The organism is Pseudonocardia yunnanensis, from assembly GCF_039534065.1.
Lineage (GTDB): Bacteria > Actinomycetota > Actinomycetes > Mycobacteriales > Pseudonocardiaceae > Pseudonocardia > Pseudonocardia yunnanensis.
Genome location: NZ_BAAAUS010000046.1, coordinates 60,269 through 73,802 on the forward strand (window position 1 = coordinate 60,269; position 13,534 = coordinate 73,802).

Sequence of the window (13,534 nt, forward strand, 5' to 3'; positions counted from 1 at the left end):
ACCACGGCCGGCCTGGAGCCGGACCGCTCGACGTCGATCTCGGCGCCGTCCTCCGATCACACGTGCTCCATCAGCCGATCCTCTCGTAACGCAGGTACACGGTGCCGCAGCGGAAGGTGCGCTGTTCGACCAGCCGCAGCCGCAGGTCGGCGCCGAGCGGGAAGTACGGCTTGCCGCCGCCGCTGAAGGTGGGCACCACGCTCGGGCGAAACTCGTCGATCAAGTCCAGCAGCGATGCAGCCAGACCGGCGCCGCCGACGGACAGGTCGCCGTCGGTCTCCTTCTTGAGCCGGACCACCTCGTCGATCGCATCGGCGCGGCGCACCAGCCGGCACCCGGGCGCGACCGACTCCAGCGAGTCGGAGAACACGATCCGCGGCGTCGCGGCGTACTCGCGGGCGAACTCCGCCTCCACCTCGTGCCCGTCGGCCCGCTCCGGCGCCGTCCAGAACTCCTCCATGACCTCATAGAGGCCGCGGCCGAACAGGAACGCCGCCGTCTCGCGGGTCTGCTGGTTGGCGAAGCGGTGCACCTCCTCGTCCGGCTCGGAGAAGGTGATGCCGCCGGTCACGTCCTCGATGTAGCCGTCGAGGGAGATGCTCATCGCGTAGCTCAGAGTGCCCATGGGGAAGTAGACCGTCCGGCTCACCCGAACTCATCGTCAGCGGGTCTGGAAGGCACCAAGATCGCCTTGACCGGGTCGGTCACTCGGCGCGTTCGCGCGCTCGCCGGCTCCGCGCTGACGGGCATGGGCGGAGTTGACCTCGTTGCGCACAATCGGCAGCTGCTGGTGGTGCTGGTAGTGGTATCGCTCTTTGCTGTCGGCGACTCGAAACAGACTCTGGAGGCGTGGACGCCGACGTGACAGCGGAATCGTTCGACTACATCATCGTGGGCGCCGGCAGCGCGGGCTGTGTTCTGGCGGCTCGGCTGACCGAAGACCCCGAAGTGCGCACGTTGCTACTCGAAGCCGGCCCCACCGACGACGACCCGCGGATTCACATGCCCGCCGGGTGTTTCTCACTGTTCAAGTCGGAGCTGGACTGGAACTACACAACGCTGCCGTTGGCCTCGACCGGCCGGTCGCAGTACATGCCGAGAGGGCGGGTACTCGGCGGCTGCTCCTCGATCAACGCGATGATCTACACGCGATGCGCGGCGGCGGACTACGACCACTGGCGGGACGCCTTCGGCGCCACCGGCTGGGGCTACCACGATGTACTGCCCTACTTCCGGCGTGCGGAAGACAACGCACGGCTCGGCGGCCCGATCCACGGTCGAGGTGGACCGCTGCGCGTCGAGGACGCGGTCGAGCCACACCCGCTGCAGCGCACCTGGCTCGACTCGGCCACTGCGTGGGGCCTCCCGCGCAACGACGACTTCAACTCCGGTAACCAGCACGGGGTCGGGCATTACCAGCTCACCTGCCGCGATGGCCGACGATGGTCGACCGTCGACGCGTACCTACGCCCGGCGATGACCCGCCTGAACCTCACGGTACGCACCGCAGCATTGACAACCCGCATCGTCACCGACAAGGGACGGGTACGAGGCGTGGCCTACCAGGACCACCATCGCCTACATACGGCGCTGGCGCGGCCCGACGCTACGCCCACGATCACCGCGGGCCACTGGCCTCCAATTTCGGTGACACCGGAGGATTCCTGTCCACCGAAGACACCGACGGCCCACCCGACATCCAGCTGTACACCGCGCCCACCGGGTACAACGACAACGCCCAACAACCGGTACCCCCGCCGGCCTTCACCGCTCTCGTCACGCTGGTGGCGCCAGGCAGCCGAGGCCGAATCACCCTGGCCGACGCCGACCCGACCAGCAGACCCGTCATCGATCTCGGTTTCTACGACGAACCATCCGACTTCGACGTCCTGCTGGCCGGAGCCAAGATCGTCCTCGAAATCAGTCGGCTCGACCCTCTCGCACGGTTCCTGGCCAAGCCTCACCTGCCCGCGTCGGCCGAGCCCACCGACACGGAACTCACCGCACACATCCGCCGCTGGACCCAGACCGTGTACCACCCGACCGGCACCTGTGCCATGGGCACTCACGACGACGCCGTCGTCGACCCCGCACTTCGAGTCCGCGGCGTCGACGGGCTGCGCGTCATCGACGCCTCCACCATGCCGGCCTCACCGCACGGCAACACCAACGCGCCGACGATCATGATCGCCGAAAAGGCCGCCGACCTCATCCGGCAAGCGTGAACTCCACCTACCCCGGACGCTTGTCGCGGGACTGCCCGAGATCGGGCGAGTCGGGATATGTAGGACATCACGTAGCAATCGATGATCAGGCGCACTCTCATGAGCGTCGGCCGGTGACGCCGTTAGCCTCGTCGGAGCGTGACCGGCGCCAGGTCTTGGTCACGTCGGTGCGGTCGCCCCGCGCCCGGTCACCGTGGAGGGCAGGCCGGCAGATGCGCCGCGCGGTCGGGTCGGCAGACTGCGCAAATCGGACCAGCCGATCACCGGGTCATATCGGCATGGTCGTGACGATCAACGCGGAAACGCCTTCACATGGTGGGAGCGGAACATCTCCCCATCTTCTCGGTGTTTTCACCACGCAGTTCTTCGCCGGCCCTCGCGGACAGTAACCGGCTCGGTGCGGTTCCCGTATTCGCTGTCGTGTTCGCCACACATCCCGTGGCTTCGGCCGGAAAACTCGGAGGGAATCTCCGGCGGGTTGAACCGGTTGCGCGGGATAGTCGTTCAAACCAGCAGGCGCCAAGTGGCGAGCCAGCATTGACGAGGGGGACCCAGATGTCAGTCATTTCCGCTCCTCACCAGTTCAACGAAGACGAGCTCTATGTCGACGTGAAGTCCATCTTCGGTCAGCCGCTCTTCTTGAAGTGTGAGGGATTTAACTTCGCCGGTTCGGTGAAGGTGAAGGCGGCCACCGAGATGGTCGAGGCAGCGGAGCGCGACGGGGTACTGCGCCCCGGATCGATTCTCATCGAGTCCTCATCGGGCAACCTCGGTGTGGCGTTGAGCATGCTCGCGGCCAGCAAGGGCTATCGGTTCGTCTGCGTCACCGACTCACGCTGCAACCTCGCCACCCGACGACTGATGGAAGCCCTGGGCAGCCAGGTACACATCATCACCGAACCCCACCCGACCGGCGGGTTCCTCGCGGCGCGGATCGACTACGTCCGCGCGCTGTGCGCCTCCGACGACCGGTACGTGTGGTTCAACCAGTACACCAACCCGGCCAACTGGGGTGCGCACTACCGCAGGACGGCGCCGGCTATCGCCCGCCAGTTCCCCCAGCTCGACGTGTTGTTCGTCGGTGCGGGCACCACCGGCACGCTGATGGGGTGCGCTCGTTTCTTCAAGGAATGGCACCGCCCGGTGCGCATCGTCGCGGTCGACACCATCGGGTCGGTGTCCTTCGGTGGCCCCACCGGACGCCGGATGATCCCCGGCCTGGGCATGGGTGTGCGGCCGCCGCTGCTGGACGAGTCCTACGTGGATGACGTGGTCATGGTCGACGAGGCCGACACCGTCCGCACTTGCCACCGGCTGGCCAGGCATGGGTTCCTGTTCGGTGGTTCCACCGGCACGCAGGTCACCGGAGCGGTCCGCTGGCTCGAGCAGTACGGCACACCCGACATGACCGCCGTGACCCTCGCCCCCGACATGGGCGAGCGTTACCTCGACACCGTCTACCAGACCAACTGGGTGCAGGAGCTCTACGGCAACGACGCGCTCCCGGACGACGACCGCGCCGCGCTTTACTCAGCAGCCTGATCTGTCACGCCACGGAGTAGAGGTGGTCCCGCCCCCGTAGTCACCGACTCCATGGCGGGACCGAGCGACAGGAGCGTCCATGTCCAACGCCGAGTACTCCGAGTTCGCCAATCTCGATCCGTTCTTCGAGATCATCCTGGAGGGCCTGGAGGGCCTGGTCGACGGCGCCCACTTCTGGGATCTCATCGACGACGCCGCGGTGTTCGAGTTCCGCTACGACTTCCCTGGTTGGCCCCGCCGGCTCGACGGTCGGGAAGCGATCATGACGACCTTCTCGGGTTACGGGATGGATCTTCACAGCGCCGACTCGCTGGTCGTCCATCACGGAAGGGACCCGCGGATCGTCGTGCTCGAGTACGAGGTCCACGGCACGGTTCCCGCGACCGGGAAGCTCTACGACAACCGCTTCGCGTCGATCATCACAGCCGAGAATCGCAAGGTCGTCCACTGGCGTGACTACATGGACTCCCACGCGGTCGTCACTGCCACCACGTCGCCCTGACGGGCGGCAAGGGCCGGGAGGCGACAACTCTCCGACCCGGCCCGTCAGGCGTCGCCAAGGTCGACCCCGCCCGGCATGTGGTGGACCCATCTCAGCAGGTCGGGCCCGGCCAGTTCGGCCGCCCGCGCCGAGTACTCCCGCAGGTCGGTGTCTTCGAGCACCTGCGTCCATTGCCCGCTCACGCCGCGGTGGAAAAACTGCTTTTTGTCCCGCTTGGCCAGGCCGGCGTCCGGGACGAGTCGGTTGGCGTGCTTTCGCATGTCATCGAATGTTGCCGCCCGCTCCAGCGACGGCCACGCCGACTCCGGCACGGTCATGTCCAACCGCTGAGCCAGACGGTGCATCTCGCCGGGCAGATCGGCCTTGAGGTCGTCGTAGTGGATCAAGATCACATTGGACGAGTCGCGTCTGTCCCAGAAAGTGCCGAGGTGATGCAGCGTGAAGCGCAAGCTGGAACCGCTGACCGCTACGGGGGTGGCGTCGAGCATCCAGTGCCGGAACCGGTCGCGTCGGGACGTCGCCTCCGGCGGCGGTACGGCGGGTAAGAGGTTGCCCGCCGTTGCGAGGTCGACCGCATCCCGGGCCTGCTTGACCGCTTGCAGATCCATGTTCGCCAGGTGGTTTCCCCATGAGATGCCGACGTCTCGCGGGTCGCGGCCGACACACAGATAGGACACCCGCGGGTCGAACGGCACCCCGGTCAGCGGCGTGTGCGTCTTGATGAACCGGCGGTGCCGCTGTGCTTCCAGGGCGGCCACCACCGCGTCTCGCGGTTGCATGACCAGATCGAGCCACGGCGACACCTCGCCCAGGTCCCTGTCGAACTCCGAGGTTCCGAACACCAGCAGGGCACAGATCATCTGTATCCAGGTGGTGCCGCTCTTCGGCGGCGTGCTGATCACGATGTCGTCGTCGCGGAACGCGAAGCCGTCCCAGCGCGCGCTGTCCCAGACGACATTCTGGTATCGCACCACAGAATCATTCCTTTCCGCACGCCGGGCCGACGGTCACGATCGAAGCGCCGACGCGGAAAGACCTCGATCGTCGGTCGATGAACGGGCTGTGCGGGTAAGGGCGAAGCTGGCCCAGTTGGGGCAGAGGGCCTGGCAGGGTGATCATACCGGTCGGCGGGCCCGTGCCGGCCAGGTCGTTTCGTTCGAAGCGGGCAGTATGTGCTGATACCCCCGAATTAGCATAAGGGTTGCGGCGGGCGTAGCAGTTTCACCAGCAGTGCTCAGCGCACTCCCTCAAGTGAGGGCGGCTAACCTGGGACGATGCCGGCGCTAGCCTCGGGGCCGTGCAGATTCGCGAGTACTCCGGTGAGGAGTTCGAACACGTCGCGAGGGAGATCTGGGTGCCGATGATCGCCCGGACGGGTCCCGACTTCCGCGGACGGTCGGCGGTCCAGGAGCTGAGCGAGACCCTTACTCTTTCTCGGTCGCATTTCCGAGCACCGGTGTCACTTGCCCGGACCGGTCGGATGGCGGCGAGCGCGTCGGCAGACAACGTGATGGTCTTCTGCGTATACATGGCCGGCCGAGGCCGCGTCCGCCAGCACGACCGCCTCGTCGAGTTGGCGGCAGGTACGGGCATTCTGATCGAGGCACGTAGGCCCTACGACCGGGTCTCGCAGACCGAGACCCGGTGCATGAACCTGCGGTTCTGCCGCGAGTTGCTCCCGCTGCGCACCGCCGAGATCACCGAGGCCTGTGCGCGCGGCGTGAATCCCGCAGCGCCGGCCATGCAGTTGCTGTCCGGCTACCTCGGTCGGCTGTTCGAGATGGCCGATGAGCTCACCGCGGCCCAGCGGCTGGACGCCGGGCGGGCCGCGATCGATCTGCTCGCGATGACGCTGCGGGACGTCACACCCACGGTGCCGGGCGGGGCCGGCCCGGAGGGGGTGTTGCTCGACATGATGCAGACGCACCTGCGCGAACACATGGCCGAGCCGCACTTGCGGGTCGATGAGCTGGCGCGTCGGCACCGCCTGTCGGTCAGGCACGTCTACACCCTGTTCGAGCGGCTCGGAACCACGCCCGCTGCGTACCTCCGGGAGCAACGGCTGCTTGCGGCGCGGGCGATGCTGTCCGACCCGCGGTACTCGCGGCTCGGGACGACGGACATCGCGGCTGCGGTGGGGTTCCTCGACCGCAGGACGTTCGAGCGGGCGTTCCGGCAGCAGTACGGCATGACGCCGGGTGACTGCCGCCGTGTGCATCTTCGGTCAGGGAATGCCGCACCGCTGACGAGAAAACGCCTGTCTCCGAGGTAGCCCGATGCGGTCAACTGGGGACACCCGATGCCACCGCGGATTCTCGTACTCCGTGCGGATGCGTGCTCGAGCGCCCTGCCCGCTTCGGACCGACGCCCTACCTCGCCGGCACCGGCGGCCGTGGCCGGGTTATCGAAGAAGACATTCGACGGGATGGAGGATCGTGCTGATGAAGGTTGACAGCGGGTCGGCGTTGGACGGCGCCACCATCCTCGCCAACTCCGACAGGATCGGGCCGCTGTTGCGGGAGCACGCTGCCGAGGTGGAAGCCGCTCGCCGCCTGACCGAGCCGGTTGTGAACGCACTCCGGTCGACCGGGGTGTTTCGAATGGCCATGCCCGCCACGTGGGGCGGACCCGAAGTCGACATCTGCCGACAGATCGAAATCGTCGAAACGCTGTCTCGTGCTGATGCCTCAGCCGGCTGGTGCGCCCAGATCGGCGCCGACAGCGGCTATTACAGCGCCAACATCGACGATGCTGCCGCCCGGTCGCTCTACCCCGATCTGGATGCGGTGACCGCTGGGTGGCTCACGCCGGCAGGGACCCTCGAGGTGTGCGACGCCGGCTACCGGCTGTCCGGCCGATGGTCGTTCGGCAGTGGCGTGACCCATGCGGACGTCATCGTGGGTGGTGCGCGGGTGACGGAGAACGGGTCGCCTCGGCTACTGGCTGACGGCACGCCGGAGAGGCGCATAGCAATGTTGCCCGCAGCCCAGTGGGAGGTATTGGACACCTGGAGGCCCTTGGGCCTGACCGGAAGCGGGAGCCACGACTACACGATCACCGACACGTTCGTACCGGCGGAGAACACCTGGGTCCATGGCCAGAGCTACCGGTCCGGGCCGCTCTACAGCTGGCGTGGGATGGTCATAGTCAACTTTGTCGGCGTCCCTCTTGGCGCTGCGCTCGATGCCTGTGACGTGGCAGTCTCGATTCTCGACGCCAAGGTGTTGATGCCGGAGATGATTCCTGCGCGGGATTCACCGCGCGTCCGGGCTGCCGTCGCTCGGGCGCGGGCGATGGTCGGCGCGGCGCGCAGCTACGCGTACGACACAGTCAGCACCTTGTGGAGTGTGATCGTGGCCGGCGACGCGCCGTCGATCGGGCAGCGGGCCCAGCTCGCAGGCCTTCTCGTCCACACGGTGTCGGAATGCCGCACTGCCGTTCGGTTGCTCGTTGACACGGTTGGCAATGTCGCCCTTCAGGATGAATGCTCATTGGGGCGACAGATGCGCGATCTCGACACCATCGCTCAGCACACGCTGGGGAAGAGCCGAATGTGGGAATGGGCTGGTGCGATGTATTTCGGTCAGGACTCTCCATCGCCACTTCTGTGACGGCGACGGATGACGAGCAGCCGAGCGTCAGGGGTGGGGGAGCCGGCCACTGGGGTCAGCCCGCCACACCGACTGCCGACCATGCGACGCCGGTGATCTCGAAGGGCGGCGGCGGAAGCTGCGCGGCGCAGAGGGCCCGCAAGGCCGTGCGCCGTACGTCGTCGAGCCCGGCCATGTAGGTGGAGGTGGCGCCGACGCCGAGCGTCAGCGGTTCCCACCAGTCCTCGAAGGTCGGGTAGGTAACCGTCACGGCCAGCTCCGAGGACCGGATGTCCCGCAGTCTCGCCGCGGTGAACATCTCGGCGAGCTGGCCGACGCGCGTGCCGGCGCGATCGGACTCGTCGGGTACGTCCGGATCGAGGTCGTGCGCCGCCCGCCAGAACGGTGACAGCGGGCCTCGGCTGCCCCCGTAATCCCAGACGCAGGCGGCGACGAGGCCGCCGGGGCGCGTGACGCGGGCCATCTCTGTGAGGCCGGCGACGGCATCGGTCATGAAATGCACGACGAGCTGTGCGGCTGCTACGTCGAACTCGGCATCATCGAACGGCAGGTGCTCCGCCCCAGCGCGACGCACGTCGACCTGGGGCAGGCGTGTCCGGACCGCGGCGACGAACGACTCGGACAGGTCGACTGCCGCGACGGCGCCGGCCCCCAGGTGTTCGGCGAGCACGGTGGTCAGCGCACCTGGTCCGCAGCCGACGTCCAGCGCGTGCTGGCCCTGCCGTAGCTGCAACAGGTCCGCGAATCGGCCTGCGAGCGGTTCGGAGAAGCGGCCCATGTATCGCCCGTAGGCGTCGGCGGCGACTTCGAAGATCATCGGGAATCCGCGATGGCGGACATGAACGTCCTTCCGACGGTGGGTCGCCCCAGTTGAGCGCACCAGGCCTGCAACGGGGGCGGTGTCTCCTACTCAGGATTGAGGCATTTCCTGCTCAGGTTCGCGGGAGCGGATCCGGAGGGGCAGTGCTCACGGCGCCAGCCGCGCGGCGTCATCCCGTACCGCCTCCGGAACGCCCGCTCGAACGTCCGGATGTCGAGGAATCCGACGTCAGCCGCGATGGCCGACAGACTGAGCTGGGCGAGTTGCGGGTCGGACAGCATCGCTTGTGCTGCGAGCAGCCGTTGCTCGCGAAGGTACACACCGGGGGTGGTCCCGATCCGTGCGAAGAGGCTGTACGCGTGCCTGACCGACACGTAGTGCCGGCGCGCGAGCTCCTCGACCCGCAGCCCTGGATCGGCGAGGTGTTCGCGGACGTGCGTCCGCATCATGTCGAGCAGTACCTCCTTGGGGCCGTCCCCGCTTGGCACCGACGGGGCGACGTCCCGCAGCACCATCACGAGCATCTCGATCGCGGCGCGGCCGGCGTCCAGTCGCTGCGCCGCTGTGAGGTCGTCGGCAGCATCGAACAGTCGACCGAGGTAGCCGGACAGCATCTGCATGGCCGGAGCCGCCGGGTGCGCGCTGCGCGCACAGGCCTCGGTGATCTCGGTGGTGCGAAGCGGAAGGAGCTCGCGGGAGAAATGCAAGGTCAACAACCGGGCCTCGGTCTGCGAGGTCCGCTCGGAGGGACTCCGCGCCTCGATCAGAACCCCCGTGCCGGCCGCCAGCTCGGCGGAGCGGCCGTGCTGGCGCATGTAGCCCTGGCGGACCATCTCTTGTAGGCAGAAAAGCATCCCGTTGTCTGCTGACGCCCTCGCCGCCATCCGGTTGGTCCGGACCGCCGATATCGCCCCTCGGAAATGCGATCGATAGAGCGTGAGGGCCCCGCCGAGCTTCTGGACCGCCGACCGCCCGCGGAAGTCGGGGCCCGTCCGGGTGATCAACGGTATGGAGAACTCACTGGCGACGTGTTCATACTCCTCACCCGAGTACTCGTAAATCTGCACGACAAGAGGCTAACTCCGCCATCGGCAACGTGCGGGCGATCCTGATCGCGCCCCGGACGGGTCAGATCGCCCGCGGCGGGCCTAACCGGACAGCCGCTGCATCCGCTCGTGGTCCTCAACAGATTCACCATCTCTTCTGGTCCAGAAGCAATTCCTCCCGGGACCGGTGAGCGTGCGAAGCTCGAGGTCGTAGCAATGCGCAATGATCAGAATGATTGCTCGAGGAGCGCCGTGACCCGACACTGCTGGTCGTGCGGGTGGCACTAGCCGTACAGGTGGTAGTAAGAGCACTCGTAGCGCTCCTACCTGGGCGGATGGCCCGGAACTAGCCTCGGGGCCGTGCAGATCCGCGAGTTCTCCGGTGAGGAGTTGGAAGACGTTGCCGGTGAGTTCTTCCTACCGATGATTGCCCGGACGGGTCCCGGCTTCCGGGGGCGTGTGGCGGTCCAGGAGTTCGGCGAGGCCCTCACGCTCTCTCGGTCGCATTGGGGAGGGCCGATGATGACACTCCGGACGGACCGGATGGCAGCAAGGGCGTCGACGTGCAACCGGTTGCTCTTCTGTGTTTACAGCGCCGGCCGGGGCCGCGTCCGCCAGCACGACCGCTGCGCCGAGCAGCCGGCCGGTACGGGAGTGCTGTGCGAGTCGCGTAGCCGCTTCGAGCGGGTCTCCTCGACCGAGACCTGGAGCCTGACCCTGCGTTTCCCACGCCAGTTGCTCCCGCTCCGTACCGCGGAGATCACCGAGGCATGTGCGCGCAGCGTGGCCACCACGGCCCCGGCGATGCAGATGCTGTCCGCCTACCTCGGCCGCCTGTTCGAGGCGGCCGACGACCTCACCGACCAGCAACGGATGGACGCCGGCCGCGCCGCGATCGCTCTGCTCGCGATGGCGCTGCGCGACGTCACACCCTCCGTGCCGGGCGGGGCCGGCCCCGAGAAGGTGTTGCTCGACATGATGCGGAGGCACGTCCGCGAACATCTGGCCGACCCGGACCTGCGGGTCGAGGAACTGGCGCGGCGGCACCACGTGTCGGTCAGCCACGCGTACACCCTGTTCGAGCGGATCGGGACCACGCCTGGTGCGTACCTCCGCGAGGAGCGGCTGCAAGCAGCACAGGCCATGTTGTCCGACCGGAGGCACGACTGGTTGAGGATCTCGGACATTGCGGCGGCTGTCGGGTTCCTCGATCTCCGGACGTTCGAACGGGCGTTCCGGCGGCGGTACGTGATGACACCGAGCGGCTGGCGCCAGGAGCGCCTTCACGCCGGATCCGCTCCTCTTCCGGACCGTGAAACAGGAGAATCGGTCAGCTAGCCAGTCGGGCTGCACCGGCGCCGACTCGGCCGTGCTGGTGCCCGTTGCGGGAGTCGGGGGTTCAACCAGCCCAGCCCTTGCGATCTGTGGCGGCGGAGAGGTCTACGGGGCCACCGGGCTACGGCTTCCGCTCTTCCGCGAACGCTTGCAGTGCGCCGGCAGGTAGCACGTCCTCGGTCGCCTTGAAGATCGCCCGATAGACCTCTGATCCAAGCTCGGCGAAAGCCGCACTACGGGGCTCGTCGAACTCAGCCCGAATCGATGCCTCGACCGCTAGCGCGAGGAGATCTTTAACAAGCCACTCGTAGTCGTTGATCGCTCCTCCTTGAGTCCGGCCATGAGCACTTCGTTTCCTCGTTCCTCCGTAGTAATCCCTGACGGCGGCCATGCGCGCTAGTGCTTGGCTGACCGGACAACTTACGTAGGTCTTCCGCGGTAGGTCGCGTCAACCAGCAGGAACGGCCTCCTGGTGTCCCGAGTGGATGATCAGCACTCGTTACGTGGTGGTTACCGACTGCCCTAGTTCTTGTTCGTTTGTCCAGATCACGCAGCGTCGTTGACACGTGATGGGATGTGGGGGTGTCCCGGGGACTGAGGTCTGTCGCTCCCCAGCACAAACCGCAGTCCCCGGGCCCACCAGAAGGTGCGTGAGGCGTCCGTCCGTGACGACACGCCCACACGCGACACAGCCCGCGCCGTAAGATCGTCGGCTGCAAGGACCTTGTGTGCCCTCCGGCACATTCGAGAATTGTTGCAACCGACCGGATCCGGGAGAGGCGAAAGTCCCGACACCACGACACCCAACCGGCCGTCCTCCTGCCGCATCTGCAGCAAGAGCATACAGAAGCATTACCGAACCCTGACTCTACTTGACCCTCGACCGGTATGGCAGGACACTTCGGCGCTCCTGTCAGGGATGGGCGCCATGAACACCACCGGATTCAGCAAAGGCCCCGCGCTGTGCCCTCCTCGAATTGGCACGGTGCGGGGGTCCTCCCTCTGATCCGGCACAGGAGAGGTCGTGTCCGGCGTGGGCGATCGAACCCGACGCGAGGCGGCATGGCCATCGCCACGGCTCGTTACAGGGGTAGCGGCCGGTTGTCCACGACGCTCTTCATGACGAGGGTCGAACTGAGGCGCTGGACACCGGGGAGCGTGGCGAGGCGGTCGTCGTAGAGCTGCTGGAAGGCCTGCAGGTCGCGGGTGACGACGCGCAGGAGATAGTCGGGGTCGCCGAAGAGCCGTTGGGCCTGCAGGACGTGGGGGATGGCGGCGACGGCGTTTTCGAAGGCATCGACGGTGTCGCGGTCGGCGTCGCGCATGGTGGCGAACACGAGAGCGTCGAAGCCGAACCCGAGGGCGTGAGCGTCGAGGTGAGCCCGGTAGCTCGCGATCGCCCCCGAATGCTCCAGGGCGCGAAGACGCCGGTGGCAGGGCGAGACGCTCAGCCGGACGCGCTCGGCGAGCTCGGTGACGGTGAGCCGACCGTCCTGTTGCAGCTCGGCAAGAATTTTCCGGTCCACGTCGTCCATGGGGAAGATTATCCCCCGAAACCCCGTCACCGACGCAAGATTGGAAGCACCTTCGCGCCATTCGTACCTAGTCTTTCCTCAGGTCATCGAGATCTGGCGGAGGAGATGCACGTCATGGCGGTCGGGACGGTCGTCGCGTTCTGGGGAGTGTCGCTCCTGCTGGTGCTGACACCGGGTGCCGACTGGGCGTACGCGATCGGGGCCGGGCTTCGGGACCGCACGGTCCTGCCCGCCGTGGGCGGGCTGCTCGCGGGCTACGTGGCGCTGACGGTTGTGGTGGCGGCGGGTGTCGCCGCACTGGTGGCCCGCTCGCCGCTGATGCTGACGGTGCTGACAGCGGTGGGTGCGGTGTACCTGATGTGGCTGGGTGTCACGGCGATCGCACATCCGTCAGGTCCGGCGACCGCTGCCGGGTCCGCGCCCGGTTTGTGGGTGTGGCGGGCGGTGAAAGGTGCAGGGATCAGCGGCCTGAACCCGAAGGCGTTGTTGTTGTTCGTTGCGTTGCTGCCGCAGTTCACCGACCCGGCCGCCGGCTGGTCGCTCGGGATGCAGATCGTGTTGCTGGGGTTGGTGCACACCCTCAGTTGTGCCGTGGTCTACACGGGAGTGGGCACGGGAGCGCGGCTGGTGCTGCGCGCGCGGCCCGGGGCGGCGCGACTGGTGTCCCGCATCTCCGGCGCCGCGATGGTCGCGATCGGTGCTGTGCTGCTGATGGAGCAGATCATCGGATAGCGCGGTGGCGAGAAGACGGGCCGGTTCACCGACGTGGCGGTCAGTGCCCGGGGCGACGGAGTCATGTGTTGACGACGATCGGAGCAGAGAAGTGATCAGCTACCGCAATTCGTTCCGCGCGAGCCTTGATTGGCCGGAGTCGTTCTGGGCCGCCGCCGCTACGGAGATCGACTGGTACCGGGCGCC

At 67.1% G+C, this 13,534-nt stretch carries 13 protein-coding genes and 1 pseudogene; 8 read left to right on the plus strand and 6 right to left on the minus strand.

The genetic code is table 11. The features are described 5' to 3' along the window. Positions 1-70 precede the first annotated feature (70 nt). A complete protein-coding gene (locus ABD743_RS35940) occupies positions 71-649 on the minus strand; it encodes a dihydrofolate reductase family protein (protein WP_344727797.1) in 579 nt (192 codons plus the stop codon). Between the two features lie 212 nt (positions 650-861). On the opposite strand from ABD743_RS35940, the pseudogene ABD743_RS35945 reads away from it, so the two are divergent. From ABD743_RS35945 to ABD743_RS35960, 4 genes and pseudogenes are all read left to right on the plus strand, one after another. Continuing rightward, a pseudogene (locus tag ABD743_RS35945) lies at positions 862-1,575 on the plus strand (GMC family oxidoreductase); the annotation flags it as partial. A gap of 209 nt (positions 1,576-1,784) precedes the next feature. Continuing rightward, a complete protein-coding gene (locus ABD743_RS35950) occupies positions 1,785-2,225 on the plus strand; it encodes a GMC oxidoreductase (protein ID WP_344727798.1) in 441 nt (146 codons plus the stop codon). A 555-nt stretch (positions 2,226-2,780) separates the two neighbouring features. Beyond that, positions 2,781-3,767: a 2,3-diaminopropionate biosynthesis protein SbnA gene (gene sbnA / locus ABD743_RS35955; RefSeq protein ID WP_344727800.1), complete on the plus strand. Its 987-nt coding sequence runs from the start codon at positions 2,781-2,783 to the stop codon at positions 3,765-3,767. 79 nt (positions 3,768-3,846) lie between these two features. Continuing rightward, entirely contained in the window at positions 3,847-4,269 is a 423-nt protein-coding gene (locus tag ABD743_RS35960; RefSeq protein ID WP_344727801.1) for a nuclear transport factor 2 family protein, read from the plus strand. Positions 4,270-4,313: 44 nt separating this feature from the next. On the opposite strand, the gene ABD743_RS35965 is transcribed toward ABD743_RS35960, so the two are convergent. After that, positions 4,314-5,240 carry a sulfotransferase domain-containing protein gene (locus ABD743_RS35965; RefSeq protein WP_344727802.1) on the minus strand — a complete coding sequence of 309 codons (927 nt, stop codon included), beginning with the start codon at positions 5,238-5,240 and terminating at the stop codon, positions 4,314-4,316. 326 nt (positions 5,241-5,566) lie between these two features. Between ABD743_RS35965 and ABD743_RS35970 the strand changes: the two genes are divergently transcribed. After that, positions 5,567-6,541 (plus strand): helix-turn-helix domain-containing protein, encoded by a 975-nt coding sequence (locus ABD743_RS35970; protein WP_344727804.1) that lies wholly within the window; start codon positions 5,567-5,569, stop codon positions 6,539-6,541. Positions 6,542-6,710: 169 nt separating this feature from the next. Beyond that, a complete protein-coding gene (locus ABD743_RS35975; RefSeq protein WP_344727805.1) occupies positions 6,711-7,880 on the plus strand; it encodes an acyl-CoA dehydrogenase family protein in 1,170 nt (389 codons plus the stop codon). Positions 7,881-7,935: 55 nt separating this feature from the next. Here the strand turns inward: ABD743_RS35975 and ABD743_RS35980 are convergent, their stop codons facing one another. Further along, on the minus strand, positions 7,936-8,697 hold the full coding sequence (locus ABD743_RS35980) for a class I SAM-dependent methyltransferase (protein ID WP_344727806.1): 762 nt from the start codon (positions 8,695-8,697) through the stop codon (positions 7,936-7,938). A gap of 89 nt (positions 8,698-8,786) precedes the next feature. After that, on the minus strand, positions 8,787-9,767 hold the full coding sequence (locus ABD743_RS35985) for a helix-turn-helix domain-containing protein (RefSeq protein WP_344727808.1): 981 nt from the start codon (positions 9,765-9,767) through the stop codon (positions 8,787-8,789). Positions 9,768-10,106: 339 nt separating this feature from the next. Here ABD743_RS35985 and ABD743_RS35990 point away from each other — a divergent pair, with 339 nt between their 5' ends. Then, entirely contained in the window at positions 10,107-11,084 is a 978-nt protein-coding gene (locus tag ABD743_RS35990) for a helix-turn-helix transcriptional regulator (RefSeq protein ID WP_344727809.1), read from the plus strand. Positions 11,085-11,202: 118 nt separating this feature from the next. Here ABD743_RS35990 and ABD743_RS35995 read toward each other — a convergent pair whose 3' ends face one another. Further along, positions 11,203-11,472: a hypothetical protein gene (locus ABD743_RS35995; protein ID WP_344727810.1), complete on the minus strand. Its 270-nt coding sequence runs from the start codon at positions 11,470-11,472 to the stop codon at positions 11,203-11,205. Between the two features lie 691 nt (positions 11,473-12,163). Then, positions 12,164-12,616 carry an Lrp/AsnC family transcriptional regulator gene (locus ABD743_RS36000; protein ID WP_344727812.1) on the minus strand — a complete coding sequence of 151 codons (453 nt, stop codon included), beginning with the start codon at positions 12,614-12,616 and terminating at the stop codon, positions 12,164-12,166. Positions 12,617-12,730: 114 nt separating this feature from the next. Between ABD743_RS36000 and ABD743_RS36005 the strand changes: the two genes are divergently transcribed. Continuing rightward, positions 12,731-13,348 (plus strand): LysE family translocator, encoded by a 618-nt coding sequence (locus tag ABD743_RS36005; protein ID WP_344727813.1) that lies wholly within the window; start codon positions 12,731-12,733, stop codon positions 13,346-13,348. Positions 13,349-13,534: the final 186 nt, after the last annotated feature.